This is a genomic window from Leptotrichia hongkongensis, assembly GCF_007990635.1.
GTDB classification, from domain to species: Bacteria; Fusobacteriota; Fusobacteriia; order Fusobacteriales; family Leptotrichiaceae; genus Leptotrichia; species Leptotrichia hongkongensis.
Map to the genome: position 1 here is coordinate 1,799,865 of NZ_AP019846.1, position 26,850 is coordinate 1,826,714.

Genomic DNA, 26,850 nt, shown 5'->3' on the forward strand with positions numbered 1-26,850 from the left:
CTTTTTATATAAATTTATTTTAAAATTTTGTATTCGATAACATAATCTCCCTGACTTCGTAGCCACATTTCTGCTCCAAAACTTCCATAAACTTCGATTTTTACAGTATAAACTGTAGTTTCCCGATTGTTTTCTTTAACTATTTTTTTATCCAATATTTCTGCAGTTGGAAATTTATCAAGTACATACTCGATATAGCCTTTATATTTAAATTCTATTTTTGTAAAAGGCCCTGAGTGCATAAAATGTATATATTTTCTAAATTCACCATCTTTAAATTTTTTAGAATAATTCAAAATCTTAAATTTCTTGCCAGTATTTTCGATTTCAGTAATTCTATCAATCCTTAATATTGCAGGGTACTCTTCTTTTTTCTCGATGTATGCAATTAAATAAAAATAATACTCTGAAAACATTATGGACAAAGGCTTTATATTGTAATTTTTACTTTGTTTATCTTTTGTAGTGTAATTTATATGTATTAATTCCTGATTTTTTATATGCTGTGCTAAATTCCAGATAACTGTGAGCAGATTTTGTCCGTGCTGCAAAGGGATATAATTGGATTTTTCGCTATTGATAAGACCTTTTATTGTTTCTCTGTCATTTCCTGATGAGTGATTAATTAACTTATTTATTAATGTTTGAGTTTCTTTTTCGTTAAATGCCCTGCTTTCAAGTATAATTTTACTTATTGCTAAAAGCTCTTCATTAGTAAAAGAATTTTCGCCATTTTCTTCAAGATAATATCCTTTTTTAGATTTGGAATACTTTATTTCTGCTCCATTTTCTTCCAAAAAATAAGCTCTCAAAGTTTCTATGTCTCTTTGAACTGTTTTTATATCAACATTAAATTCGTTAGCTAAATCAGTTCCATTTAATATTTCCTTCTGATACAACCTTTTTATTATTTTTAGTATTCTAATTGATTTTTCTTCAGAATTTTGATTTTTTCCCGCCATAATCAAGCCTTTCGTACATTTTTTATTCTATGCTTTAATTATAACTTTATTTCTTATTTTGTCAAATAATCAAAATTTTCTTTTCTAATCTTTTACCAAAACCAAATACCACCTTTTTTCCTTTCATCTTTAATATATTTATTGTATTCATCTTTTATATCTAAACTACCTCTCGCTTCATTAAATTTTTCTATTTTTTCTGTTATTTCATCCAATGTTTTCTTTATTTTACTCAACGAATCATCTTTATCTACTTTTAAATAAAATAACGGAACTTCTTTCTCTTTTAAGTCAACTTCTTCCAAATAAATTTTTTGAAAATCTGGAAATATATTTTTTAATTCATATTGAATTGATTCAAACATATCTTCTTGCAATTCATCAAGATGGAACCAATTTAACACAAACAGTATATCAAATTCTCTATTTCTATTTTTTTTATATACACATTCTACAAAAAATTCATCTTTTATCCACTTTATACATTCATAATTTCTATATATACCATAATTTTCTCTTTTTTTATCAAAATGCCACCCTAAAATACGATATAATGATAAAATATTAAAAGAGCCATAACTCTTTTCATTCACTTCTCGCATGAGCTGATTATAATAACTATCAAAAATACTGTCATCAATCTCTTTTTTAAAAGTTTCTAAAAATTCTAAAAATCTTTCTCCACCATACATAATAATTTTTCTCCTGCTTCTTCTTTTCATAATTAGAAATTTTATCAGGAGTAAAGTATACAATTTTTATTTTATCTGTCTCATTATTTCCTAAATTTTCATTTATTTTAAATAATTGAACTGCTTCTTGAGTACATTCAAAAATATGGTATAAATTCTTCATAGCAAAAATATTTGAAAAATATATATTTTCTTTTGTCCTTTTTCTTTCTATCTACAATTAATAAAAGTGTATATTTATTTAGAATTCTATTAATAAAATGCTCATATTCATTCTGAATATCATAACTGGAATAGCATATTTCAATATCTTCTGTGTCTAGTTTCTCTTTCAAAATTTCCTCAATAAATTTTTTTGCCATGTTTTTTAAAGCCATTTTGTTAGTACTGCCCATTGTATCAACATTTAACCATTTTAACATCCAATATAAAAAAATATCATCATCAAATTTTGTATTGTAAAAAGCATCATTTTCAATTAATTTTAAATTGCTCATAATAATTGTCTCCTTATAATATTTTTTACATTATACTTTTTATAAAGGACATATTTTGTCTATCTAAAAAAAAATTGTGTAATTCTCTAAATTTTAGAGTTTTACACAAATTTAAATTATCATTTTTTTTATTATTTCTTCGCAGTAATCACATAAATTGGATTTTCTGCCATCATCATATTAAAATCCTTAACTTTTCTATTTTTACTTACGATAATCTGACAAATATCCACATCTTTAAAATTATATTTTTTCAGTTCCTCAACTGCCGTAGATATATTTTCCAGTACGATAAAGTTTAGTACTAAAATTCCATCTTCAACAAGATTATCATAAGAATATTTTATAATTTCCACCAGATTTCCAGCAGAACCTCCAATAAAAATTTTATTAAACTTTGTATTTAAGTCTTTCAGTCCATCTGGAGCCATTCCTTTTATTATATTAAGATTTTCTAATCCAAATTTTTCTTTATTTTTATGAATCAGCTCAACTGCCTCATCATTTCTCTCAATTACAAAAACTTTTCCGTTTCGTGCAAATCTTGCCATTTCCATACTCACAGAACCAGTTCCGCCACCAATGTCAAGACAAATATCATCATCTTTCATCTCCATTTTCCCAAGACTTACAAAACGAATCTCCTCTTTTGTCATAGGAACTTTTCCTCTTAAAAATTCTTCATCTTTTATATGATACATTTTATCACTCCTTAAAATTAAGTAAATATATTGTAACTACTGCTAAAATACAATAGTTTATTTAAAAATGATTATGATAAATCATCGCTTCATCAACTGATTATAACTATTTATTAAAATCTTAAAAATATAATTAGCATTTTCAGGAGTTCCTACAGTTTGATCATAGTTCAGCCTGCCATCATAATCTCTAATTCTATTTTTTCATTAACTCTCTTTATTAAAATTCTCACAGTTCCAGTAAAATTATCTGACATATTTGTAAATCTGAAAATATCTCCGCCACTTGCTTTAAAAGCAAATCCTTCTTTTTCTATCTGATTTTTATCTGTAGAAAACTTTTTAAAATCTGAAAGGGCTTTTTCAAGTTTTTCATATAAAGGCTTAATTTTACTAATATCTGCTTCTATAACATTTCCAGCATATAATTTTTGCCTGCTGTATTCAGTAAGTATTTCTTCACCCAAAGACATTATTAAAACAGCATTATATTGAATGAAGTATCCTTTTTTCTCAAATTCTTGTAAATATTCCTGTACAGAAGCTTTTTGTATATTTCCCATTTCTGTATCAAAATCTTCCAAAGATTTTTTATATTCAGGATAAACAGCAGATATTTGCTTATGAATTTCTTTTCCCTGTTTATAGTTATCATCAAGATATTTTTTATCATTAAAATAATAATACTGTATTTGATCTGTTAAAGGCTTCATTTTTTCTAAAGCAGTTAATAATCTTTGTGCTTTTTCATCAAGTCCTTCAATTTTAGGAGTTTTAGCAATTGTATTTTTTAAATTTGGTAAAATATCAGGAGTAAAGAGGCTAAAACCACTCCCAGGAATCTCATTTCTACTTAATTTTTCATTTTCTCCTGCATCTTGAAAATAAGAAGTTATCTGTTTATTGACATCATGGATTTTATTGGATAAAGTTACATATTGCTTGTATTTTTTTATATAACTGTTTTTTTCTTGAATTTCTTTTTTAGATTTTTTTCCTTTGGAACTTATAACTGATTTTTGAAGATTTTCTTTATTGCTGTCTTTTTTCCCACAACTTATAATTAAGCCTAAAAAAATTAATACTAGTAAAAATTTTGTTTTTTTCATAATAAAGATTATCCTTTCATTTTTATAAAATTTATTCCTCGTATATTTTATAATGATTAACAGTATTTATAATTAAATTTTAGTAAATTAATTTTTCAACGCCTGAATTGGGGGAGCTACTTTTCCACCACGATTAATTAGCACAGAGCAATCTAAATTATTTATATTTATAATATCTGCTTCTCCTAGAAGTCCTCCAAACACTACTCTATCGCCAGCTTTTTTTCCAGGAACTGGGATTATTCGGACTGCAGTAGTTTTGCTGTTTACCATTCCAATTGCCATTTCATCTGCTATTATTCCAGAAATTACAGCTTCAGAGGTATCACCTGGAATAGCTATCATATCAAGTCCGACAGAACATACACAAGTCATTGCCTCTAGTTTTTCAAGTGTTAAATAACCTTTGCTTGTAGCTTCTATCATTCCCTGATCTTCACTTACTGGGATAAATGCCCCTGTTAAGCCTCCGACACGAGTTGCAGCCATTGCTCCACCTTTTTTTACAGCGTCATTCAATATTGCAAGTGCAAGTGTTGTTCCATAAGCTCCGACTGCTTCCAGTCCAAATTCCTCCAATACATTTCCAACACTATCGCCTACTGCTGGAGTTGGTGCAAGTGACAAGTCAATTATTCCAAATTCAACCCCAAGTCTTTCAGCAACTTCTTTTCCAATTAATTCTCCCATTCTTGTGATTTTAAAACTTACTTTTTTTATTGCTTCTGTTATTTCATCAATTTTTGCCGTTTTTGAAATGTTAGCAAGTGTGTGTCTTACAACCCCTGGACCACTAATTCCAACGTTTAGCACAACATCTGGATTTTCTACCCCATGAAATGCACCTGCCATAAATGGATTATCAGGAACAGCATTTGTAAATACGACAAATTTTGCAGCTGCCAGTCCATCTTTATCTTTGGAAAGTTCAGCCAGTTCCTTTACAGTTTTTCCCATCATTTTTACAGCATCCAAGTTGATTCCTGACTTTGTAGAACCTACATTTACAGAAGAGCAAACTCTGTCTGTTTCAGAAAGTGCTTTCGGAATACTGTTTATAAGCTTAACATCACCTTTTGTAAAACCTTTGTCCACAAGTGCCGAAAATCCTCCAATAAAGTCAATTCCTATTGTTTTTGCCGCTCTATCGAGTGCTTTTGCAAAAATTGTGTAATCTTCGGCATTAGTTGCATTTCCAATTATTGAAATTGGAGTAACTGAAACTCTTTTGTTAATAATTGGCATATTATATTTGCTTGCTACTTCATCAGCGATTTTTACCAAATCTTTTCCATTTTCCGTAATTTTGTTATAAATATTTCCTGCTGTTTTTTCGGCATCTGCATCAATGCAGTCAAGCAGGCTTATTCCCATTGTGACGGTTCTCACATCAAGGTGCTGCATTTCTACCATATCTATCGTTTCCAGTATCTCATCAGGTAATAAATTCATTTTTCCCTCCTAAATTTCTTATAATAATTGCTCTCGAAAAATTCTGAAAATTTATATTCTGTGCATCGCCTTGAAAATATTTTCATGCTGCAAGTAAACTCTTACTCCAATCTTTTCCTCAACCGCCTTAAACTCTTCCTGCAATCCTTTTATATCTGTATTTTTAGGAGCTTCCACAAGCATAATCATCGCAAAAATATCATTTTCAAACACTTTTTGAGTTATGTCTATAATATTCAAATTAAGTTCACTTAACTTTGCCGACACATTCGCAACAATTCCCGATTTATCTGCTCCAATAACTGTAATAACTATTCTATCGCTCATCTTCATACCTCCATCTTCACAAAATTTAAATTATTTTTAAATATGCTAAATTATCGCATAAATTTAGGTATTTAGCAAGTAGAAAATTTAATTGCTATTTATTACTTAAAGTGATATAATTTGTCATATTTATAGAAAAAATTTAAAATATATAAAACTACTTAAGGAGGAAAATAAAAAATGAAATTTTGGAATTTTTTCAAAAGAGCTTTGATATACACATTAAAAGAAATATATTCATTTTTCTGAAGCTTTCATTATTAATATTTATAACTATCATTATTGGAATTTCAGCTATTGCTATTTTTAATTCAAAAGCTAAAAAGGAAAACGCAAAAAAAGTTATGAGTATATACTTTTTAATGTTTCTGATGCCAATGAAGACAAAATCATAGGTTCAGACATTTTTTCAGAAAGAGAGAATCTATCTTATATGGATATCCTTCAGAGCTTAGACGACATAAAAAATAACAGGCAGGTAAAAGGTATCATTATTTCCTTAGATACAATAAACTTATCATCTTCAAAAATTGAAGAACTTTCGAAAAAATTTGAGGAATTAAAGGCAAACAACAAAAAAATATATGCTTTTGGAGCTTATATTACAAACGCTAACTACAAGCTAGCCGCCATTGCAAATGAAGTTATAATGGTTCCTTCCACTTCTGCCAGCTTGGATTTAACTGGTTATCATTATTCAGATATTTACTATAAAGGATTGTTTGATAAATTAGGAGTAAATATGGAAGTTGTGCGTATCGGAAACTACAAGTCTTATGGTGAAAATTATACTGGAAATGAAATGACTCCTGAATTACGTTCAGAACTTACAAGAATACTAGAAAACAGATATGATAAGTTCATCACTGATATTTCCAAGAATCGTAAGATTGATAAAAATGCACTAAACAATGATATTGTAAATGGAACTGATACGAGCTTGACACCATTTGCAGCCCGTGATAAAAACCTAGTTGATAAACTGGAACATTTTTCTGATTTTACAAAGCGTTTAAATATCCGTGAAGATAATGTAGCAGATATTACTGACTATTACGAAAAAAGGGTAAAAGATCAAAATATTGGAAATCCTAGAAATGGAACTATTGCTGTAATTTATGCTGAAGGTTCAATTCTATACGATCCAAATGGAGTTACAGAAGGAGTTATAACACCTGATAATATTCTCGAAAAAGTTGAAAAAGCTATGAAAACTAAAAATTTAAGAGGAATTGTGCTTCGTGTAAATTCAGGCGGGGGTTCAGCTCTTGCTTCAGAAGTAATTTATCAAGAACTGACAAAACTAAATATTCCTATTTATGTTTCAATGTCTGATACTGCAGCTTCTGGTGGCTACTATATCTCAATGGCTGGAAATAAAGTTTTTGCAAATAATGCCACAATTACAGGATCAATTGGAGTAGTTTCAATGATTCCAAAACTTTACAATGCACAGAATAAATACGGAGTTCATTCAAATTCAGTCTCAAAAGGAAAATATTCTGATATCAATGACACTTTTGCTCCGCTATCTGAAGAATCTCGTGCTAAAATTACTCAATCAATGGAAGAAACATACAAAGAATTCAAATCACGTGTTTCTAAAAATCGTAAAATTGATGAAAATACTCTTGAAAACTATGCACAAGGTAAGATATGGCTTGGAGATGAAGCAAAAAATATAAATTTAGTTGATGGAATTGCGAGTCTTGATGAAGTTATAAGAATAATGGCAAAAGATTTAGGATTACGACAAAATTATGCTGTAGAAAATATTTATCTGGAAGAAGATTTTTCAAAGAAACTAAGATCTCTTACAAATATGATTACAGAAAAATTCAGTTTATCGGCACAGTTACAAAAAAGTATGCCTCAAGCAAAAAAAGCATTTAGCGAATACGACTTTGCAGTACAAAATCAAAATAAACCACTTTATTATTTAACATATAAACTGGATTTATATTAATAAATAAATTTAAGCGAAGTGAAAAATGAGAACATTTATAAATAAATGCTTTTTGAAACTTCGCTTTTTATATCTAAAAAATACAGGATTATACGTTATCCTAAATTAACGTAAATATTTTTAGTGAGGATATTATATGAATAAAAAGACAATTTTCAAATTGATTAAAGAATATTTTTTAATTGGACTAGGTACTCTTATTCTTGCAATTGGACTCCAATTTTTCTTTTTCCCAAACAAAATAGCCAGTGGAGGCGTAACTGGATTGGCACTAGTCGTAAACAGCATATTTGGATTTTCTACAGGACTTTTTGTAGCCATTAGCAATCTAATCCTATTTACTTTAGCCTTTATCGTAATTAGTGGGCAATTTGGATTTAAAAGCATTTATGCAACTGTACTTTTATCTGTTTTTCTTTCTCTTTTTGAAAAATTTTATCCAAATTATACTCTTACAAAGGATATATTTTTAGCTACTGTATTTGGAAGCACTATTTGTGCTTTGGGAGTAACTATCATCTACTTATACGAGTCTTCTACTGGAGGTACTTCAATAATTGCTAGAATTGTTAACAAATATTGTCATATTGGCTATGGAATGTCTAGTTTTATCGTTGATGCCATTGTTACTCTGTTAGCAATTTTCGCATTTGGGATAGAACTTGGACTTGTTGGGCTTTTAAGTGTCTACATAACTGGTTTTATTACCGATAAATTCATTGAAGGATTTAATTCACGTAAACAGATTATGATTATTACATCTAATAAAGATGTTGTCCTAAACTATATTCTAAAGGACTTTGACAGAGGTTGCACTGTTCTTAAAGGTGTTGGAGGTTTCTCTGGAACAGAAAAAGACATTTTAATAACGATTATTGAAAGAAGACAGTTTATACAATTAAGAAAATTTTTAAAAGAACATGATCCTTCTGCTTTTGTTACAGTTACAGACACTACAAAAGTCTTTGGGGAAGGATTTGATCAACTGCATTAACTTTATTAAAAAATTTATTTGACAAAATGTTTTTTTATGATATAATGTAATCAAGAAATATTTGTAATCATTTCAAATTAAAAATAATAATATTATTAAATTAGGAGGAATTATGTCTTTAATTGGAAAAAAAATCGAAAATTTTACAGCTCAAGCTTATCAAAATGAAGAATTTAGAGAAGTTAACTTTGAAAAGGATTTTTTAGGAAAATGGAATGTTGTAGTCTTCTATCCAGCTGATTTTACATTCGTATGTCCTACAGAATTGGAAGATTTAGAAGATCACAGGGAAGAATTGGAAAAATTAGGATTTAATGTTTATTCAGTAAGTACAGATACTCACTTTACTCACAAAGCATGGCATGACCATTCTGAAGCAATTGGAAAAGTAAAATATACAATGATTGGAGATCCTACAAAAGCTATCTCAAGAGAATTTGAAGTATTAAATGAAGAAACTGGATTAGCTTACAGAGGAACATTTGTTATAAATCCTGAAGGAAAAATCGTTGCTTACGAAGTAAATGATGAAGGAATCGGAAGAGATGCCTCAGAATTAGTAAGAAGAGCGAAAGCTGCAAAATTTGTTGCTGATAATCCAGGATTAGTTTGTCCTGCAAAATGGAAAGAAGGAGAAGCTACATTAAAACCAGGATTAGACTTAGTAGGTAAAATTTAATAGTTTTTAGGTTTTGTAAATTTATAGAATGAACTATTTAGAAAGGAGAAAATATGGCTTTACTGGATAGCAATATTGTAGAACAGTTAAAAGGTTATTTTGACAACATTAACGGAAATATTGAATTAGTATCATTTCTTGACGATAGTGAAAAATCAAACGAACTAGACAGCTTCTTAAAGGAAGTTGATGTAATTTCTGAAAAAGTAAATTATATAAAAAAATCATTTGAAAATGATAAGGCTGATTTAGAAAAAGCAAATATTACACGTCCAATATCTTTTACAATTTTAAAAGATGGAGAAAATACTGGAATTAATTTTTCAGGAATTCCTGGGGGACATGAATTTAACAGTTTTATTCTAGCGATTCTAGGACTTGCAGGATTAGGTAAAAAGCTGGAAGGAGAGCAGCTTTCAAAAGTTGAATCGATCAATAAACCTGTAAATATCGAAACATTTATTTCATTGTCTTGTACACATTGTCCAGATGTTGTTCAAGCTTTAAATTTAATTTCAACAAATAATAAAAACATTACAACAACTATGGTTGATAGCGCTGTATTCTTTGAAGAAGCAAAAGAAAAAGATATTCAAGCAGTACCAGTTGTATTTATAAATGGAGAACAAAAATCAGTTGGTGCAAAAACTATGGAGGAATTAATAAATCTTGTTATTAATGCTTAATTACATAAAGTGAAAATTGATTTATCTAATAAAATAAATATTTTAAGAAAAAACTTGTGAAATAAAAAATAGAATTTGTACTTCTAAACTTGTAAAACGAAAAAGTTTAGAGGTACTTTTTTAGTTTATAATAGATTTTGCTTAAAAAGTAAAAATTATATTTTAATTATTGAAAATATTAGATTTGTATTTTTTATTAGAAAAGTTTGTAATAAATTTGTTATTTAAATAGATTTATACTCAAACCTATTTAAAATTAAACTACTAAAAATTATATTGATTTTGGGTTTGAGTAAAATAGTCATAGCCTTTTGAGTTTAGTTTTAAAGTAGTTTTACTATAGAATTGATATACTTAAAAATATGGATTTTCTTTCATTACAAAAAAAGAAACTTAATTCATTTTTACTTCTGAAAAAAGTTTCTATTATTTTTATTACTAATTTCCAGTTTCTTGATTACCTGTATTGTTTAAATTTGGAGCATCATCATTTGAAGTATTCTCATTATTACTAGAATTTGTTGATGCTGGTGTTTCATATTCTGATGCATGTAATCTATCTTCAGGAACTTGATAATTATTTATCTTTTTTATAGTTACTAACCCAGTTTTATTAGAAATAGTTCCATTAACATTAAGAACAATAATATCTGTATCTGTAACTCCATATTTTTCACTAATAAAGTTATAAATTTGGTCTAATAGCCCAGAATCATCTTTTACTGTGTAAGTAATTACTTTATTTGGAAATACCAAATTATCTTTTACATAGGTAAATGTATTTGTTGATTTTGTATATTGACCTTCAAAAGTTTTACTTATAGGTTTCTTTGCTGCTGTTCCAATTACAGATATTGTTAACATCATTACCATTAATAATATTTTTTTCATGAAAAGCCTCCTTTATTTAGTATTATTTGTGGAATCCTAAATCAGCGGGATTAACATCTCCTGAGATTTTTTTTACGATTCCACCTTTTTTTTCAAATTCATTTCTCATTAAAGCAACTTTTTTTATGAGTTCAATTGTATCATTTTCCAAACTGGAATTATTATATCGCCCTTTTGACCAATATTCAATAACGAGAGAACTATCTCCACAAATTATCTTTGTATCATATTTTTTGGCATAAACAAAAGCTGTGTAAATACCGACTAATTCACCAAAGTTATTTGTTCTGGTGTCAGCGACATAATAATTTCCAAATTCATTGATATTTTTTTCGTTCATAATTTTGTAAAGTAGTGAATTACCGTCAAAATCAGTCAATCTGACTTCCACACCGTTTCCACGTCCTGTTCCTGCATCAAAATAAATTGCCTCACGCTCTAGCTCAGAATACAGTTTCGTCAAATCACTTTTCTCTTTTTTTTCATAATTTGCTCCGGAATTTAGCCATTCTTGTGCTTCAGAAAAATTTTTAAATGATTTATAACGAACTTTTTTACCGCTTACTTTTTTTTGACAATCTGCCCAGTTTTCAAGTATTCCATTTTCATTTGTATCTATAATGAAATAAGCATAGAATTTTTTATTTTTTGACATTTTTTAATAAATTTATTTGAATTATAAATTTAATCCTCCATCAACTCTTAAAACTTGCCCTGTAACAAATTTAGACATGTCACTTGCTAAATACAATGCAGCATTTGCAACATCTTCAGCATCTCCCATTTTTCTAAGCGGAGTATTTGCAAGTACAGTTTCTACAACTTTTTCAGGTAATACGTGAGTCATATTTGTTTCGATAAATCCTGGTGCAATTGCATTTGATCTAAGATTTTTTCTACCGAATTCTTTTGCCCAAGTTTTTGCCATAGCGATTACTCCACCTTTTGTAGCTGCGTAGTTAGTTTGTCCGGCATTTCCATCAACTCCTACAACAGAAGCCATATTTATTACACTTGAGGCTTTACTCTTTAATAATAAAGAAACAAAACCTTGCATCACATTGTAGACACCTTTTAAGTTAATATCAATTACTAAATCCCAGTCTGCTTCCTTCATTCTTTGAAGTAATGAATCTCTTGTAATTCCTGCATTATTTACAAGAATATCCAATCTTCCATATTTTTCTTTGATTTCATTTGCAATCTCTTTTATATTTTCTCTATCAGTAACATTTAATTTAACGTGTGAAACATTTTCATGGCTGTAATCAGGATCTATTAAATCTCCAGAAATTACTGTCGCTCCATTTTCTGCAAATTTTAGTGCGATTTCCTTACCAATTCCTCTTGAACCACCTGTAATTAATGCAATTTTACCGCTTAACAATGTATTTTCCACCTTTCCTCATTTTCTTTTAATTTAGAATTATATAAAAATTTTTAAATAGTAAGTAATTATTTTAAAATTTCAAGTTTTACTTTTGTAATTCCTTTTCCAGGATTTTCTATTTTTGAAAAAGCTCCATAACTTAAATCAATTACACGTCCCTTAATAAAAGGTCCTCTATCGTTTATTCTTACCACAACTTCTTTTCCGTTGCTCAAGTTTGTAACTTTTACCTTTGTACCAAATGGAAGAGATTTATGTGCTGCTACCATTTCATTTCTATTATGTCTTTCTCCATTTGCTGTTCTGCTTCCATGCAATCCTTTACCATAATATGAAGCTACTCCACTTTGTGAATTTTTAGAACTTCCAGAATTTGAAGCTTTTTCTTTTGTAGAAGTGTTTGATTTTGCAGCGTACAAGTCAGTACCATTATCTACAGTTCTTATCATTTCGTTCTTTATGTAAATTATATTGTTATTAGTATTTGTTTCTGCGATTATTGATAGTGATACTACTAAACCTGCAAACAAAGTAACTATTTTTTTCATTAATTTTCTCCTTAAATAAAATTTTTATAACATCAAGTTGTTATAGTGTTTAACATTTAAAAGGATTAATTTTAAAGTTTAAACAACTTCTACATTATATCATATTTTTAATGTTTAATTACTTTTTTTTTACTTAGTTATTTCATTTCAGGTTGTTTAACGTGTTGAATTTTAGGACTATTTACATTTAATGTTTCAAATGTATAACCAGCTTTTCTATATCCATCTATTATTCTTTGCAGAGCCTGAACTGTTGTTTTTTTAGCATTTGTATCATGCATTAAAACATTAATATCAGGATGTGTTGTACATATACCATACTTAACAAGTTTTTCTACAGGAACATTATTTCCAGAAGCATCTGTTGAATCACAGTTCCAGTCAAAGTATACATACCCTTCTTTTGTCATTCTATTAATTATAGCTGTCTTTAAAGCTTTTGAAGCTTTTGCATTACTTGATCCACCTGGAAATCTTGTTATTTTAACATCTAAACCTGTTGTTGATTTTACAGCATCTCTTATTTTATAAAGATCTTTAAAGAAACTTTCTTCATTTGCGTAAACTTCTTTATATTCGTGTGAATAAGTATGTAATCCAAGTACATGCCCTTGATCAATTATTTTTTTATAGTCATTATAATTTTTCCCAATTCCAATTACAAAGAATGTTGCTTTTATGTTATTTTTCTTCAAAATCTCAAGTATTTGATCTGTATGTCCTGAAGGTCCATCGTCAAATGTTAAATAAACTGTTTTTATTTTTTTGTCAGCTTTCAGTTTTTCATATTGCGCTTTCACATCTGCACTTTTTTTAGTGACTGCAGCTAATTCAGCATTTTTTTTATCCTTTTCTTCCGATAATTTTTTTACATTTGATTTTAAACTATGATATTCCATATATTTTGAAGTTGTTCCAAAAATATGTACTCCTGCATATAAAAATCCAGCAATAGCTACTAATATTCCAATAAACGAAAATGTTTTTTTCATGTTTGTATCCCTCTCATTTCTTATTTGTGCTAATTCGCTTAATTCTTCAATTTCCTTTTCAACCTCATCATTATGTTTTATATTACCATCAAGAGCTTCTACTTCTTTTTCCAATTTTTGTTTATTCTCCTTTAATAATGGAATTTCCTTTTTAAATTTCTCTTTTTGTTTGATTAACACAAAATGTGAAAATGCAACTAACAGTATTGAAATAACAAGTAGAACAATTGCTGTTGTTGTTAATTTTCCATTATTCTTACCATCATGATCATCTCTATAATCATAAAGAAATTGTTGTTGTTTTGCCATTTTTTCTCCTCTTTTCTATTTTTTGTTTATTAATTTTTTTATTTTTTATTTTTAAAAACTATTATTTTAATATTTTTAAACTAAATATTAAAATTAATTGTATAATAGTAAAAAAGACCTCTTAAAAAAGAGGTCTCATAAAAGGGGGGGTTAATTGAGGTTTCAGATCTTTTAATCAATCTGAGTATAGTATACACCATAATCATTAAACCACCATTAAATCAAAATTGTTTTTTGATTAATTTGTTTCTCTTTTTTAGTAAATATAACTTTATTATTAATTTTTATAAGAATTATATCAATAGGTTTTACATTCTATCTACTGTATTTATTCCAAGAAGACCGAGTCCTTCCTTTAAAATAAATGCGGTTTTTTCAGCCAGCAAAATTCGTGCATCCATAACTTTTTTATTTTCTTCCTTTAGAATAGAATTTGAATTATAGAAATTATTAAATAATTTTGCTATGTCAAATAAATAATCCGCTATTATGTTTGGACGATGACTTTCATAAGATTTTACAACTGTTTGTGGAAATCTTAGAAGCTCAACTACTAATTCACGCTCAACACAATTCATATTTTCCAAAATAATATCTTTATTTTCAACATTGATATTTTCTTCCTTCAATTTTCTGAAAATAGACATAATCCGTACATAAGTATATTGTAAATAAGGTCCTGTATTACCTTCAAAACTAAGTACCTTGTCCCAAGTAAATGTTATATCAGAAGTCCTATTCTGGCTCAAATCAAAGTATTTTATAGCTCCACTTCCCACAATTTCAGCAATTTTTTCTTTTTCTTCTTCTGGAATATTCGGATTTTTTTCATCAATTACCTTTTTAACTTGAGTTTTTGCCTCATCCAGCAAATCAACAAGTCTTATTATATTTCCACTTCTAGAAGAAAAAATCATTCCATCACCAAATCTCATAATTCCAAATACAACATGAGTCTTTTTGTAATTATAAGGTTCTCCAAGCATTTCTCCAATTTCAAAAACCTGCTTAAAATGATTTTGCTGCCTATCGTCAGTTAGGTAAACAGCTTCGTCTACATTTAATTCATCTTTTCTAAATTTCATTGTAGCCAGGTCAGAAGTTGTATATAAGAAACTTCCGTCTTTTTTCTGCACAATTGCAGGTGGCAGCTTGTCATTTTCAAAAAACACAACCAACGCTCCCTGATCTTCACGTGCAATACCTTTTTCCTTCAATTCTTCCAGTACAGCTGGCATCATATCATTGTAAAACGATTCACCATAATAATAGTCGAAGTTCACACCAAGCCTATCATAAATTTTATTGTATTCTTTTAGTGAAATATCTATAAATTCCTTCCACAATTTTTGATTTTCTTCATCTCCAAGCTGTAATTTTTTCAGTTCTTCACGAGCCTCATCCTCCAAAGCAGGATTTTTTTTAGCTTCATCAGAAAACTGCACATAAATTCTTTCCAGTTCACCAATCGGATCTTCTTCATAGGACTTCTTATTCAGCCAATTCTTATAAGCTACAATGAGTTTTCCAAATTGTGTTCCCCAATCACCAATATGATTGTCAGCAAGTGTATGAAAACCTAAAAATTGTAAAGTTCTCTTGATGGAATCCCCAATAATTGTACTTCTCAAATGTCCAATGTGCATTCTCTTAGCAATATTAGGTGAAGAATAATCAATTATTATAGTTTTATCTGTATTTAAAAAAGAAAAATCATATTTTTCATTTTCCACTTTTTTTAATTCTTCATTCAAAAAGTTATTTTTCAAATAAATATTAATAAATCCTGGCCCTGCAATTTCCAACTTTTCAATAATATCATTTTCTTTAAAATTATCTACAAGTGTACTTGCAATCTCTCGTGGATTTTTACCAATTAATTTTGAACTAACCATCGCAAAATTTGTCTGAAAATCTCCAAATTCTCTTTTTGTGGAATTTTGAATATCGACTTTTTCTGTATAATCAGCACCAAAAATATTATTTATATTTTCTGAAAATAATTTTTTTAACTTTATTGTCAACAATTCCATTATCTTAAAAACTTTTTTCCCTTCCTTTCATAGATTTACGTTAATTTTAGGATAACGCATAATCCTTTTATTAAAAAATATTTACTTGAATATTATATAACAAATTTAATAAAATTTGAAGAGTTTATTTTTATATTATTTTTACTTTTTGTTACATTTAATTAAATTTACAGATTTATAAAATTTTAAAAATAATTTAGTTGATTTAAAACAACTTATGTGATATAATTATTTCGTAAAACTAACTAACATTTGGAGATAAAAAAAGAGAGTGTTGCACCACTCTCTTTTTCTTTTACAGGAATTTTTCAATTAAGTATCTCAATAGTTCCAGTAAAATTAGTAAAAGAATTTTGATAGTTTCTTTTACTCTCATCTTTATTCATCTCCTAACATTCGGAGTTAATATATTATAACATAAATTTTAGTTGATTAAAATTATTCAGATAAATATTAAAAATAAAACTATAAAAAATTGATATTTTATTTATTAATATAATTAAAATAAATAAATCCGTCATCCATAACAGTCATTTTTGTAATACTTCCGTTATCTATCTTAAATTTCCAGTATCCATCCAAATTGCAGAATAGATAATAGCTAATTAAGGATTGGATAACTCCCGCATGAGCTATAATAAGTATTCTTTTGTTTTGATAATCTTTCTTTATTTTCTCAATTTTTTTCACAATTCGTTTTTGCAAATCAGAAAGGCTTTCTCCACCTTCTGCCTTAAAATTTCTCCAGTTATTTTTCATTTCATTGATATAATGTGGGAACTCTTTTTCTATCTCTTTGTAAGTTTTCCCTTCAAGTATCCCAAAATTCAGTTCTCTCAAATTTTCAGAAAAATTCTTTTTTATATTTTTGTCAATTTCCAAAAGTTCTAAACTTTCTCTACATCGATTTAAGTCACTTGAAAATATTATATCTATTTTTTCACTCAGTTCTTTAAGTTTTTTTTTCGTATTTTTTAACTGATTTATTCCTGTTGTATTCAAGCTTGGATTTAGATGTCCGTAATACAAATGTTTCTTATTATAGTCAGTTTCACCGTGTCTTATAAATAATATTTCTGTCATTTTATTCTCCTCTTTGGTTATCTTTATTTTTACTGTATTTTATTTAGTTATCGTAAAACAATCCCTAAAAATAGTACTAATATTGATGTTAATTCAAGAGAAGCTCCCATTGTATCGCCAGTTATCCCGCCAATCTTTTTTCGTACATTAAGCATAAACAGAATTATAAACAGAAGTGCGATAAATAAAGCAATGCCACCTTTTGTTCCAATTATAAGAAATACTAGAGCATTTGTCAAAATAAGTGAAAAAATCACTTCAAAAATACCATTTTCAGAAATTATGGCATTACTCATTCCAGATTTTCTAGCATAGTCAGAAAGACCAGCATTTACTGATGTTGAAAGTCTTGCAATGATTGGAAAAATTATTAGATATTTCGGGTTTATTGTGATAATTTCAGAAATTATAGTAATTTTTGTAATGAAATATAAAATTAATACAACTGTTCCATTTGTACCAATTCTTGAATCTTTCATAATTTCCAGCATTTTTTCTTTCTTAGCATAGCTAAAAAGCCCATCAAAAGTATCAGCAAGTCCATCAATGTGGATTATTCCAACAGCTAAAATTTCTATAATTATAATAAGTACAGCAATTATCACTTTATTATAAAAAATATTTTTAGATAGACTGTAATTAAAAAATTTGAAAAATATAAAATTAAGCCAATGATTAAGCCAACCAATGGAAAAAATTTAATTGACTTTCCTAATTTTTTCTCACTATACTCTACTTTTATTGGTATTGGAATACGTGTCATAAATTGGATTAAGATAATGAATTGTTCAAAAAAATTTTTTATGTATTTCATAATAAAGCTCCCCGTATTTTATTTTTAGAAATTTTTCTATATTTTATCATTTTTGTAAAAAAAAATCACGTTATTTCTATATTTTTAGTGAAAAAAATATTATGTTATAAATCGCTTGTTTTTCTACTTATAATATGTTATCCTATTGTCATCAGAAAAAAGTGAAAGGAGCATTAAAATATGTGGTTTCCATTATTTATAAACTTGGAAAATAAAAAAGTTCTTGTTATTGGAGGTGGAAAAGTTGCACTAAAAAAAATCAAAAAAGTTTTAGAGTACGGAGCTGATGTTACTGTTGTTACTGATAACATTAAAGAGCAAAGTATATTAGAACTAAAAAATTTAAAAATAGAAGATAACAAGAAAATCGAAAACAATAAAGATGAAATTGAAAAACTTGTAAAAGATTTCTTTCTAGTTATTTCAGCTACAGATGATGAACAGCTGAATGAAAATATAGCACAAGTTTGTGATTCTAAAGAGATACTAATTAACAACGCATCTTCAAAAACTAAAATGAACGCAATGTTTGGAGGAATTGTAAAAAACAGCGAATTTCAAATTGCAATTTCTACGAGCGGTAAAAACTGCAAACGTTCACGTGCTATGAAAAGTGAAATTCAAAAAGTTCTTGACAAAATAGAAAAATAAATGTTTAAACTTTAAAATAACAAAATGAAAAAAGGTGAACAAAAATGTTTAAAAGACATAGAAAATTACGAAAAAATGAAGTGATAAGAAATCTTGTAAAAGATGTTTATGTCTCAAAGGAAGATTTGATTTATCCAATTTTTATTGAAGAGGGAGAAAATATCAAGAACGAAATCCCTTCAATGCCAGGAATTTTTAGATACTCTATTGACAGGCTTTCTGAAGAACTGGATGAACTGGTAAAATTGGGAATAAATTCGATTTTGCTTTTTGGAATTCCTAAAAAAAAGGATGCCTGTGCAACAGAAGCCTACAATGAAAACGGTATTATTCAGAATGCAGTTCGATTTATAAAAGAAAAATATGACAATTTTCTTGTAATCTGTGATATTTGCTGCTGTGAATATACAAGTCATGGTCATTGTGGTATTCTTGATGAAAATGGTTATGTAAAAAATGATGAAACTTTAGAAGTTCTTGGAAAAACAGCACTCTCCTACGCAAAGGCTGGAGCAGATATTGTAGCACCTTCAGACATGATGGATGGACGTGTGGAAAAAATTTCCAATGTTTTAGCTCAAAATAATTTTGAAAATATTCCGGTAATGGCTTATTCAGTAAAATATTCATCAGCATTTTATGGACCTTTTAGAGATGCAGCAGATTCAGCTCCTCAATTTGGAGATAGAAAGTCTTACCAGATGAATTTTCAATATTCAAAAGATGCGATAGACGAAGTTGCTGAAGATTTACGTCAAGGAGCAGATATTATAATTGTGAAGCCTGCAATGGCATATCTTGATGTTATAAAAAAGGTAAGTGATAAATTTGAAATCCCAATCGTAGCTTACAGCGTCTCTGGAGAATATTCAATGGTAAAAGCTGCAGCTGAAAATGGATGGATTGATGAAATGAAAATTGTCATGGAACAGATGTACGCGATGAAAAGAGCTGGAGCAAACGCTATCATTACTTATTATGCAAAAGAAATTTCAAAATATTTAGAAAATAAATAAAAAAACAAGAAAGAGAAAAAATATGAAAATAGTTATAGCAGGAGCTGGTGTCGTTGGTGAATCGCTTTGTAGCGAACTTTCAGCTGAAGGTAACGATGTCATTTTAATTGAGAAAGAAGAAAAAGTATTAAATAAGCTTGTAGAAACTTACGATATAACTGGGCTTGTAGGAAATGGAGAGTCTTATGAGACTTTACTTGAAGCTGGTGCAGACAGTGCCGATATTTTTATTGCTGCAACAGAATCAGATGAGCTAAACATAATCTCTTCAATAATAGCAAAAAAAATTGGTTCAAAATTTACTATAGCAAGAGTAAGAAATCCTGAATACAGTTCAAATATGCAATTTGTAAGGGAAGGACTTGGAATTTCCCTTATGATAAATCCCGAAATGGAAACTGCCAAAAGCATTGCAAATAAACTAATGTTCCCAGTTGCCTTAAGTGTAGAAAACTTTTTTGGACAAAAAGCCAGCTTTATTTCAATAAAAGTTGAAAAAAATAGTTTTCTGAATGGGACACAGTTAAAAAACCTTGAATTTAGCACAAAAGACAAAGTTATTATCTGCGCTGTCAGAAGAGATGAAAATGTCTTTATTCCAACTGGAGATTTTACTATCCTGGAAGGAGATGTTGTCTATGTTGCAGGTTCTATAGAAGCAGTTCATAAATTTTATGACAGAATTGAACAAAGCAACTTAAAAATCGGATCTACACTGCTTATAGGTGGAGGAACAATTTCTCATTATTTAATTGGAAAACTTATTGAAAACAAAAACAAGGTAAAAGTCATAGAAAATGATAGAACACGTGCAGAAAAACTGAGTGAAGCTTATCCAAAAGCAATTGTAATAAAAGGAGATGAAGCCGATCAGGAATTCTTAGTACAGGAAGGAATAAATAACTATGATGCAACTGTAATTCTTACAGATAGTGATGAAGAAAATGTTGTTATTTCAATGTTTGTAAACTCCATAACAAATTCTAAGTTAATTACAAAAATGAACAGAACATTGCTACTTCCTATACTTGAAAACAATACTAGAACATCGACGGTTGTGCCCAAAAAAGTTATTTCTGACATGATAATAAGAGTTGTAAGATCAAAAACAGATATGCGAGGATCCACAATGAGTTTTTTATACAGGCTAGAAAACCAGGTGGAATTTATTACTTTCGAAATCAATGAAAATAGTGCCGCTGTTAATGTTCCGCTAAAAGATTTAAAATTAAAAAAAGGAATATTGATTGTAAGTATATTGCGGGATAATAAAATGATTTTTCCGGGAGGAAATGATGCTATCAAAAACAATGACAGCGTAATGATTGTAGCAATAGCATCTTCTATCGAAGATTTTGACGATATTTTAGAATAAAACTGTAAAATTTAAATATATTCGCATCTAAAATTTAAGTCCAAATTCACTTAAATAAAAAAAATCGATTATATTAATTTAAGGAGTAAAAATGAATAAAAGAATGATAGGTTTTATAACTGGAAAAATACTTATACTTGAAGCTGGATTAATGGTATTACCTTTAATTATAAGTTTTTTATACAACGAAAATGCAAAATATAAAATTGCTTATGGTTCTGTAATACTTCTTCTTCTAGCAATAGGTTTTCTTCTCTCTATGAAGCTTCCTGAAGATGAACGGATTCAAGGTAGGGAAGGCTATATAATAGTTTCTTTATCTTGGATTTTGATGTCTATTTTTGGTGCATTTCCATTTGTATTTACAAAGGAAATCCCTTCTTTTATAGATGCGTTTTTTGAGATTGTAAGCGGTTTTACAACAACTGGATCTAGCATAATACCAGATCTTAGCAAAATTAGCCATTCTAATTTATTTTGGCGAAGTTTTACCCATTTTGTTGGTGGAATGGGAGTTCTAGTTCTAGCACTTGCAATTTTTCCAAGTTCTGCAACATCAGTTCATGTAATGAAAGCTGAAGTGCCTGGTCCAACATTTGGAAAATTAGTTTCAAAACTATCAACAACAGCCAGAATGCTTTATAAAATTTATATTGTTATGACAATCGTTCTTATAATTTTATTAATGTTTGGCGGACTTAATCTATTTGAGTCTACTCTTCTTGCATTTGGTACCGCAGGAACAGGAGGATTTGGAGTAAGAAATGGTAGCATTTTACCATACAATAACCCTTATGTCGAAATAATACTTGGAATTGGAATGATAGTATTTGGAGTAAACTTTAATATTTATTATTTTATTTTAATCGGAAAAATAAAAGACATCTTTAAAAATGAAGAATTAAAATATTATTTACTAATAGTTTTTGGAGCAATTACGCTAATAGTTTTCAATATATATCAGACATACGGCTCCATATGGAACTGTATAAGAGATGTATTTTTCTCAGTTTCCTCAGTCATAACAACAACTGGATATTCTACAGCTGATTTTGGAAAATGGCCGTTATTTTCACAAGTTATCTTGCTTATCCTAATGTTTTTTGGAGCATGTGCAGGCTCTACAGCTGGAGGACTGAAAATATCAAGAGTTGTATTAATGGTAAAAATCTATTTTGCTGAAATTGTCCAAATGATAAGTCCAAATCGTGTAGTTACAGTAAAATATGATGATAAGCCAGTAAATTCAGCTATGCAAAAAAGTATTGCAGTATATTTTTTAGTCTATTCACTAGTTTTTGGAGGAATTCTTCTAATGATTTCCTACTCAACAGATGACTTTATGACTGCTTTTAGTGCTGTTGCCGCCACATTTAATAATATCGGTCCTGGATTAGGAAAAGTAGGTCCTGCATTCAGTTTTGCTGAATTAAACAATTTCTCAAAAGTAATTCTTAGTTTTGGAATGCTTGCAGGAAGACTGGAAATTTTTCCAATGTTAATATTATTTTCTCCAACAACATGGAAATTAAAATAAAAAAAGAAAGTTGGATAATTTTTAAAATAATGTTTTTAAAGAGACTATACTATAATGGTTCATTACAATAGACAATTGGTGAAGATGTATTTACAGGAATCAACAGTATGACACATAAATATTTAATTTTAGATAAATATTCCAGTCAAAATCTAAAAAAAGAATTAAGGACAGCAAAACTTACAGTTAGCTGTTCTTTTTTCTATTTTTATTACATTTGGTTATACAGCATACTTAAAAAATAATTTTGAATTCATTACAAAAATAAAAGCATTTTTTATAAAAATGTGATATAATTCTAAAAGATATAAATTCAGAAAAAGGAAAGATTAAAAATGAATAAACTAAACTGGAAAAGAATTTATGAAAAAGCAGAAGAAATTGATGGATTTAGAGTGTTTGTAGACAGGCTGTGGGCAAGGGGAATGAAAAAGGAAGATGCTAAAATTGATTACTGGGCAAAGGAAATTACACCTACAAAAGAGCTTAGGGAAGATTATCATAAAGGAAGAATTAATTTTGAGACATTTGCAGCAGGATATCTGAATGAATTAGAAAAAAATCCTGATTTTGATAAATTTTTAAAAATAATAAAATCTGAACTGCTTTCAAAAAATGTTACAATGCTTTTTGCAAGCAAGACTCCTGAAATTAGTCATATTCCAATTTTGAAAAAGTATTTGGAAAATAAATTATAAAAATAGGAGAAAAATATGATTGCGACATTATGTTATCTTGAAAAGGATAATAAATATTTGATGTTATACAGAAATAAAAAAGAAATTGATATAAATAAAGGAAAATGGATTGGCGTTGGCGGAAAACTAGAAAAGGGCGAAACACCTGAACAATGCTTAATACGTGAAGTCTGGGAAGAAACAGGATACACGCTAAATAGTTATGAATATCGTGGAATTGTAATTTTTAATTATAATGAAGACGACCCCTTGTTTATGTATGTTTACACAAGCTCTAATTTTCCCGGTATAGAAAAGGAGTGTAATGAAGGCGATTTGAAATGGATTCCAAAAGATGAAATTTTAGATTTGAAATTGTGGGAAGGCGATAAAATATTTTTGAAATTATTGTTTGAAAATTCCCCATTCTTTTATTTAACTCTAAATTATGAAAATGATAATGTTGTTAGTTCAAAGCTGGAATTTAAGGAAAAATATAGTTGTTTTGAAGTTTTTGTGCCAGAAAATTATGTGGAAAAAATTGTGGAAAACTTGCAAAAATATTCACTTTTGACGGAAGGATTCTATGCAGATGTATATTCTACAGCTGATGCGGTTGGGCATTGGAAAACGTTGGAAGGCGGGAGTCCTTTTGATGGAGAAATTGGAAAATCAAGTGTAGCCAATGAAAAAATAATGAGATTTAGAGTAAAAAGAGATTTTGAAGAACTGGCATATTATCTGGTAAAAGAGGCTCATCCTTATGAAACTGCCGTTATTAATGTATTCAGGATGGAAGTTTAGAAAATTTTAGGAAGGGGCGCAAAAATATGAAAAAGAATTTTATTAAAATATTTTTATTGATATTTTTAATTAGTAATCTGATTTTTTCAGAAAATAAAAAGTTAAATGAAAATTTTGGAATAGAAGATGGAAAAGTTTATTATATAAATAGAAAAATTGAGGAAGCTGATGTAAAGACTTTTGAAGTTTTTGAAGATGGTGAGTATGCAAAAGATAAGAATAATGTTTATTATCAAGAAAATGTTCTTAATGAAGCAGATCCTAAAAGTTTTAAATTATTGACAAAAATTAGTTACGGATTGGGTAAAGATAAAAATAATCTTTATTTTTGGGAGAATAAGGTAGATAATATAGATGTAAAAACTCTTGAAATAATGACAGATGAATTTTCAATTTATTTAAAAGATAAAAACGGAGTGTATATTTTATTTTCATATAATGGAGGACTTCCTGTCGATTTAGATAATGTGATAATGTCTCCAAAAATTTTAAAAAATGTTGACAAACAAACTTTTCAGCTAATTGGTGGAGGGTATTCAAAAGATAAAAATAGTGTTTATTATATTGGTAAAAAAATAGATGGAGTAGCTCCCCAAAACTTTAAAGTTTTAAAAGATTATATTTTTACAGATGGAAAAAATGTCTATCTTTATGGAGAAAAAAAAGAAGAAATAGATTTACAGACATTAAAATTTTTTGATAATGATTCCAGTTATTTTTTTGATAAAAATAATATTTATTTTCAAGGTGATAAACTCGAAAATGCTGATTTTAAAAGTTTTAAAACAATGGAATTGAATTTTTCAAAAGATAAAAATAATGTTTACTTAGGAAATGAAAAATTGAAGGTGCAGATGCAAAAACTTTTGAAGTAATTGATATTTATGCAGGATTTGCGAGGGATAAAAATTATTTGTATGATTCTAATGAAAGAATAAAAAATTCCGATCCATATACTTTTCAAAGAATTAATGAACATTTGGTAAGAGATAAAAATCAATTTTATTCTAATGACGGAACGGTTTTAAATGTGGATGGAAAAAGTTTTCAAATAGTAAAAGATTATGAAAAAGATTATTTTATGTATGCAAAAGATAAAAATAAAGCATATTACATAAATTTCATGGATGGAAAAGATGAAATGGTAAAAGAACTGAAAGGATTAAATCCTAAAAATTTTAAAGTGCTAAATCGTTATTATACAAAAGACGATAAAAAAGTTTATTTTAGTAAAGAATATGCGGATATACAAGAAGTTCAAAATGTAGATGTAAAATCATTTGAAGTATTATATTTTGAAAATATAGAGAATAAAGATGATTTTGGAAAAGATAAAAATAAAGTTTATTTGTTTGGTCTTGAATTAAAAGGTGTAAAACCTGAAAAATTTCAAGTTATGAAAGAGCCAATAACGGAAAAAATTATATATGTTCGAGATGAGAATAATTTGTTCGTAATTTTTTATGATTATTTTTCAGGATTTAATTTTGTAAAGACTAAAAAAATTGAAAATATAGATTTTGCAACTCTTAAATGGAAATCAGCAAGAGAACTGGAAGACAAAAATGGGGAATATATTGTGAACGGCAGCGTAATTGATGAAGATAAAATAGAAATTAAATTTATAAAAAAATAGAAAAAAGGAGAAAAAATGAGAACAGCGATTTACTGTGTAAGTAAAACTGGTTATAAAACTTGTTTAAGAATAAAAGAGAATGTGTATAAGGATTTGCATATTTATGTTTCAGGAAGAGTTGCTAATTTATTAAATCTTGAAAATGAAAATATCGAAAATCTATTTATTATAAATGAAAGAGTGCCGATTTTGCTTGAAAAAACATTTAATAAATATGATTTACATATATTTGTTGCAGCAACTGGAGCTGTTGTGAGAATAATTGACGGAAAATTTAAAAGTAAGGATACCGATCCTGCGGTAATTACTGTTGATGACCATGCCAATTTTGTTATTTCACTCCTTTCAGGACATCTAGGAGGAGCAAATGAAGAATGTGAGAAAATCGCACAAGGAATCGGTGCTATCCCCGTAATTACAACTGCTTCAGACGTAGGCGGAAAAATAGCTGTAGACACATTTTCACAAAAAATAAAAGCAAAATTAGAAGATTTGGAAGGAGCTAAAAGAGTTACTTCGCTAATTGTGAATGGAGAGAAGGTTAGCCTGCATTTACCAAAAAACATTGTATCTCACGATGAAAACAGTGCTGGAGCAATAATTGTATCAAATAGAAAAAATATTGAAATTTCAAAGGTTATACCACAAAATATTTTTATCGGAATTGGTTGCAGGAGAGGAGTTAGCAAGGAGCATATTATAGAAAAATTAAAATATGTGATGGATAAACAAAATTTAGAGCTTTCCGCTATAAAAATGGCAGCATCTGCCTGGGTAAAATCTGATGAAATTGGGCTTATTGATGCAATGGAAGAACTTGGAATTCCAATTAAATTTTTTGATAAGGAAGAAATATTAAAAGTAGAAGATTTAGTTGAAGAACGTTCAGAATTTGTAAAAAATCAAATTGGAGTATACGGTGTTTCCGAGCCTTGTGCCTATCTGGCTTCAAGTAGAAAAGGAAGCTTTTTGGTGAAAAAAGTGAAGTTAGAAGGAGTTACAATTTCAATTTTTGAGGAGCAAATGTGA

General features: G+C 28.3%; 27 protein-coding genes and 1 pseudogene. 13 read left to right on the forward strand and 15 right to left on the reverse strand.

The window, feature by feature from the left end; translation table 11 throughout:
- Window positions 1-14: 14 nt before the first annotated feature.
- The 7 genes from FVE75_RS08620 to FVE75_RS08655 form a co-directional block, all read right to left on the reverse strand.
- The gene (locus FVE75_RS08620; protein ID WP_147006090.1) at window positions 15-962 is read right to left on the reverse strand and encodes a helix-turn-helix transcriptional regulator; all 948 of its coding nucleotides are present in this window, start codon (window positions 960-962) and stop codon (window positions 15-17) included.
- A 92-nt stretch (window positions 963-1,054) separates the two neighbouring features.
- Window positions 1,055-1,654, reverse strand: a complete 600-nt coding sequence (locus FVE75_RS08625; protein WP_147006091.1) for a hypothetical protein — start codon at window positions 1,652-1,654, stop codon at window positions 1,055-1,057.
- 137 nt (window positions 1,655-1,791) lie between these two features.
- The gene (locus FVE75_RS08635) at window positions 1,792-2,151 is read right to left on the reverse strand and encodes a hypothetical protein (protein WP_147006093.1); all 360 of its coding nucleotides are present in this window, start codon (window positions 2,149-2,151) and stop codon (window positions 1,792-1,794) included.
- A 131-nt stretch (window positions 2,152-2,282) separates the two neighbouring features.
- Window positions 2,283-2,852: a precorrin-6Y C5,15-methyltransferase (decarboxylating) subunit CbiT gene (cbiT, locus tag FVE75_RS08640; RefSeq protein ID WP_147006094.1), complete on the reverse strand. Its 570-nt coding sequence runs from the start codon at window positions 2,850-2,852 to the stop codon at window positions 2,283-2,285.
- A 170-nt stretch (window positions 2,853-3,022) separates the two neighbouring features.
- Window positions 3,023-3,961, reverse strand: coding sequence for a DUF3829 domain-containing protein (locus tag FVE75_RS08645; protein WP_147006095.1), 939 nt, complete (start codon window positions 3,959-3,961; stop codon window positions 3,023-3,025).
- 87 nt (window positions 3,962-4,048) lie between these two features.
- The gene (locus FVE75_RS08650) at window positions 4,049-5,413 is read right to left on the reverse strand and encodes a PFL family protein (RefSeq protein WP_147006096.1); all 1,365 of its coding nucleotides are present in this window, start codon (window positions 5,411-5,413) and stop codon (window positions 4,049-4,051) included.
- Window positions 5,414-5,464: 51 nt separating this feature from the next.
- Window positions 5,465-5,740 carry an ACT domain-containing protein gene (locus FVE75_RS08655; RefSeq protein ID WP_147006097.1) on the reverse strand — a complete coding sequence of 92 codons (276 nt, stop codon included), beginning with the start codon at window positions 5,738-5,740 and terminating at the stop codon, window positions 5,465-5,467.
- A gap of 433 nt (window positions 5,741-6,173) precedes the next feature.
- Between FVE75_RS08655 and sppA the strand changes: the two genes are divergently transcribed.
- The 4 genes from sppA to FVE75_RS08675 all read left to right on the forward strand — a co-directional run bounded on the left by sppA (window position 6,174) and on the right by FVE75_RS08675 (window position 10,065).
- Window positions 6,174-7,706, forward strand: coding sequence for a signal peptide peptidase SppA (gene sppA / locus FVE75_RS08660; protein WP_232052519.1), 1,533 nt, complete (start codon window positions 6,174-6,176; stop codon window positions 7,704-7,706).
- Between the two features lie 136 nt (window positions 7,707-7,842).
- The gene (locus FVE75_RS08665) at window positions 7,843-8,700 is read left to right on the forward strand and encodes a YitT family protein (protein ID WP_147006098.1); all 858 of its coding nucleotides are present in this window, start codon (window positions 7,843-7,845) and stop codon (window positions 8,698-8,700) included.
- 112 nt (window positions 8,701-8,812) lie between these two features.
- Window positions 8,813-9,379, forward strand: a complete 567-nt coding sequence (gene ahpC / locus FVE75_RS08670) for an alkyl hydroperoxide reductase subunit C (protein ID WP_147006099.1) — start codon at window positions 8,813-8,815, stop codon at window positions 9,377-9,379.
- A gap of 53 nt (window positions 9,380-9,432) precedes the next feature.
- The gene (locus FVE75_RS08675) at window positions 9,433-10,065 is read left to right on the forward strand and encodes a thioredoxin family protein (protein WP_147006100.1); all 633 of its coding nucleotides are present in this window, start codon (window positions 9,433-9,435) and stop codon (window positions 10,063-10,065) included.
- 438 nt (window positions 10,066-10,503) lie between these two features.
- Here FVE75_RS08675 and FVE75_RS08680 read toward each other — a convergent pair whose 3' ends face one another.
- The 8 genes and pseudogenes from FVE75_RS08680 to cobS form a co-directional block, all read right to left on the reverse strand.
- Window positions 10,504-10,956, reverse strand: a complete 453-nt coding sequence (locus FVE75_RS08680; protein ID WP_147006101.1) for a hypothetical protein — start codon at window positions 10,954-10,956, stop codon at window positions 10,504-10,506.
- Between the two features lie 22 nt (window positions 10,957-10,978).
- Window positions 10,979-11,611, reverse strand: coding sequence for an RNase H1/viroplasmin domain-containing protein (locus FVE75_RS08685; RefSeq protein WP_147006102.1), 633 nt, complete (start codon window positions 11,609-11,611; stop codon window positions 10,979-10,981).
- A 21-nt stretch (window positions 11,612-11,632) separates the two neighbouring features.
- Window positions 11,633-12,343, reverse strand: coding sequence for a 3-oxoacyl-ACP reductase FabG (gene fabG, locus FVE75_RS08690; RefSeq protein WP_036070614.1), 711 nt, complete (start codon window positions 12,341-12,343; stop codon window positions 11,633-11,635).
- Between the two features lie 68 nt (window positions 12,344-12,411).
- A complete protein-coding gene (locus FVE75_RS08695; protein ID WP_172618813.1) occupies window positions 12,412-12,894 on the reverse strand; it encodes a septal ring lytic transglycosylase RlpA family protein in 483 nt (160 codons plus the stop codon).
- Between the two features lie 137 nt (window positions 12,895-13,031).
- The gene (locus tag FVE75_RS08700; protein ID WP_232052520.1) at window positions 13,032-14,195 is read right to left on the reverse strand and encodes a polysaccharide deacetylase family protein; all 1,164 of its coding nucleotides are present in this window, start codon (window positions 14,193-14,195) and stop codon (window positions 13,032-13,034) included.
- 308 nt (window positions 14,196-14,503) lie between these two features.
- Entirely contained in the window at window positions 14,504-16,228 is a 1,725-nt protein-coding gene (gene argS / locus FVE75_RS08705; RefSeq protein ID WP_147006103.1) for an arginine--tRNA ligase, read from the reverse strand.
- A 483-nt stretch (window positions 16,229-16,711) separates the two neighbouring features.
- Window positions 16,712-17,311, reverse strand: a complete 600-nt coding sequence (locus FVE75_RS08710) for a histidine phosphatase family protein (protein ID WP_147006104.1) — start codon at window positions 17,309-17,311, stop codon at window positions 16,712-16,714.
- 47 nt (window positions 17,312-17,358) lie between these two features.
- Window positions 17,359-18,125 (reverse strand): annotated as a pseudogene (gene cobS / locus FVE75_RS08715) (adenosylcobinamide-GDP ribazoletransferase).
- Window positions 18,126-18,305: 180 nt separating this feature from the next.
- Between cobS and FVE75_RS08720 the strand changes: the two are divergent.
- From FVE75_RS08720 to cbiG, 9 genes are all read left to right on the forward strand, one after another.
- Window positions 18,306-18,776, forward strand: a complete 471-nt coding sequence (locus FVE75_RS08720) for a precorrin-2 dehydrogenase/sirohydrochlorin ferrochelatase family protein (RefSeq protein WP_021744757.1) — start codon at window positions 18,306-18,308, stop codon at window positions 18,774-18,776.
- A 44-nt stretch (window positions 18,777-18,820) separates the two neighbouring features.
- On the forward strand, window positions 18,821-19,792 hold the full coding sequence (hemB, locus tag FVE75_RS08725; protein WP_147006105.1) for a porphobilinogen synthase: 972 nt from the start codon (window positions 18,821-18,823) through the stop codon (window positions 19,790-19,792).
- 22 nt (window positions 19,793-19,814) lie between these two features.
- The gene (gene trkA, locus FVE75_RS08730) at window positions 19,815-21,167 is read left to right on the forward strand and encodes a Trk system potassium transporter TrkA (RefSeq protein ID WP_147006106.1); all 1,353 of its coding nucleotides are present in this window, start codon (window positions 19,815-19,817) and stop codon (window positions 21,165-21,167) included.
- 91 nt (window positions 21,168-21,258) lie between these two features.
- Window positions 21,259-22,704: a TrkH family potassium uptake protein gene (locus tag FVE75_RS08735; protein ID WP_147006107.1), complete on the forward strand. Its 1,446-nt coding sequence runs from the start codon at window positions 21,259-21,261 to the stop codon at window positions 22,702-22,704.
- Window positions 22,705-23,039: 335 nt separating this feature from the next.
- On the forward strand, window positions 23,040-23,402 hold the full coding sequence (locus tag FVE75_RS08740; protein WP_147006108.1) for a DUF488 domain-containing protein: 363 nt from the start codon (window positions 23,040-23,042) through the stop codon (window positions 23,400-23,402).
- 15 nt (window positions 23,403-23,417) lie between these two features.
- The gene (locus tag FVE75_RS08745) at window positions 23,418-24,185 is read left to right on the forward strand and encodes an NUDIX hydrolase (protein WP_147006109.1); all 768 of its coding nucleotides are present in this window, start codon (window positions 23,418-23,420) and stop codon (window positions 24,183-24,185) included.
- A gap of 26 nt (window positions 24,186-24,211) precedes the next feature.
- Window positions 24,212-25,060 carry a DKNYY domain-containing protein gene (locus FVE75_RS08750; RefSeq protein WP_147006110.1) on the forward strand — a complete coding sequence of 283 codons (849 nt, stop codon included), beginning with the start codon at window positions 24,212-24,214 and terminating at the stop codon, window positions 25,058-25,060.
- Window positions 25,061-25,065: 5 nt separating this feature from the next.
- On the forward strand, window positions 25,066-25,821 hold the full coding sequence (locus FVE75_RS08755; protein WP_269472180.1) for a DKNYY domain-containing protein: 756 nt from the start codon (window positions 25,066-25,068) through the stop codon (window positions 25,819-25,821).
- Between the two features lie 15 nt (window positions 25,822-25,836).
- Window positions 25,837-26,850 (forward strand): cobalt-precorrin 5A hydrolase, encoded by a 1,014-nt coding sequence (gene cbiG, locus FVE75_RS08760; RefSeq protein ID WP_147006112.1) that lies wholly within the window; start codon window positions 25,837-25,839, stop codon window positions 26,848-26,850.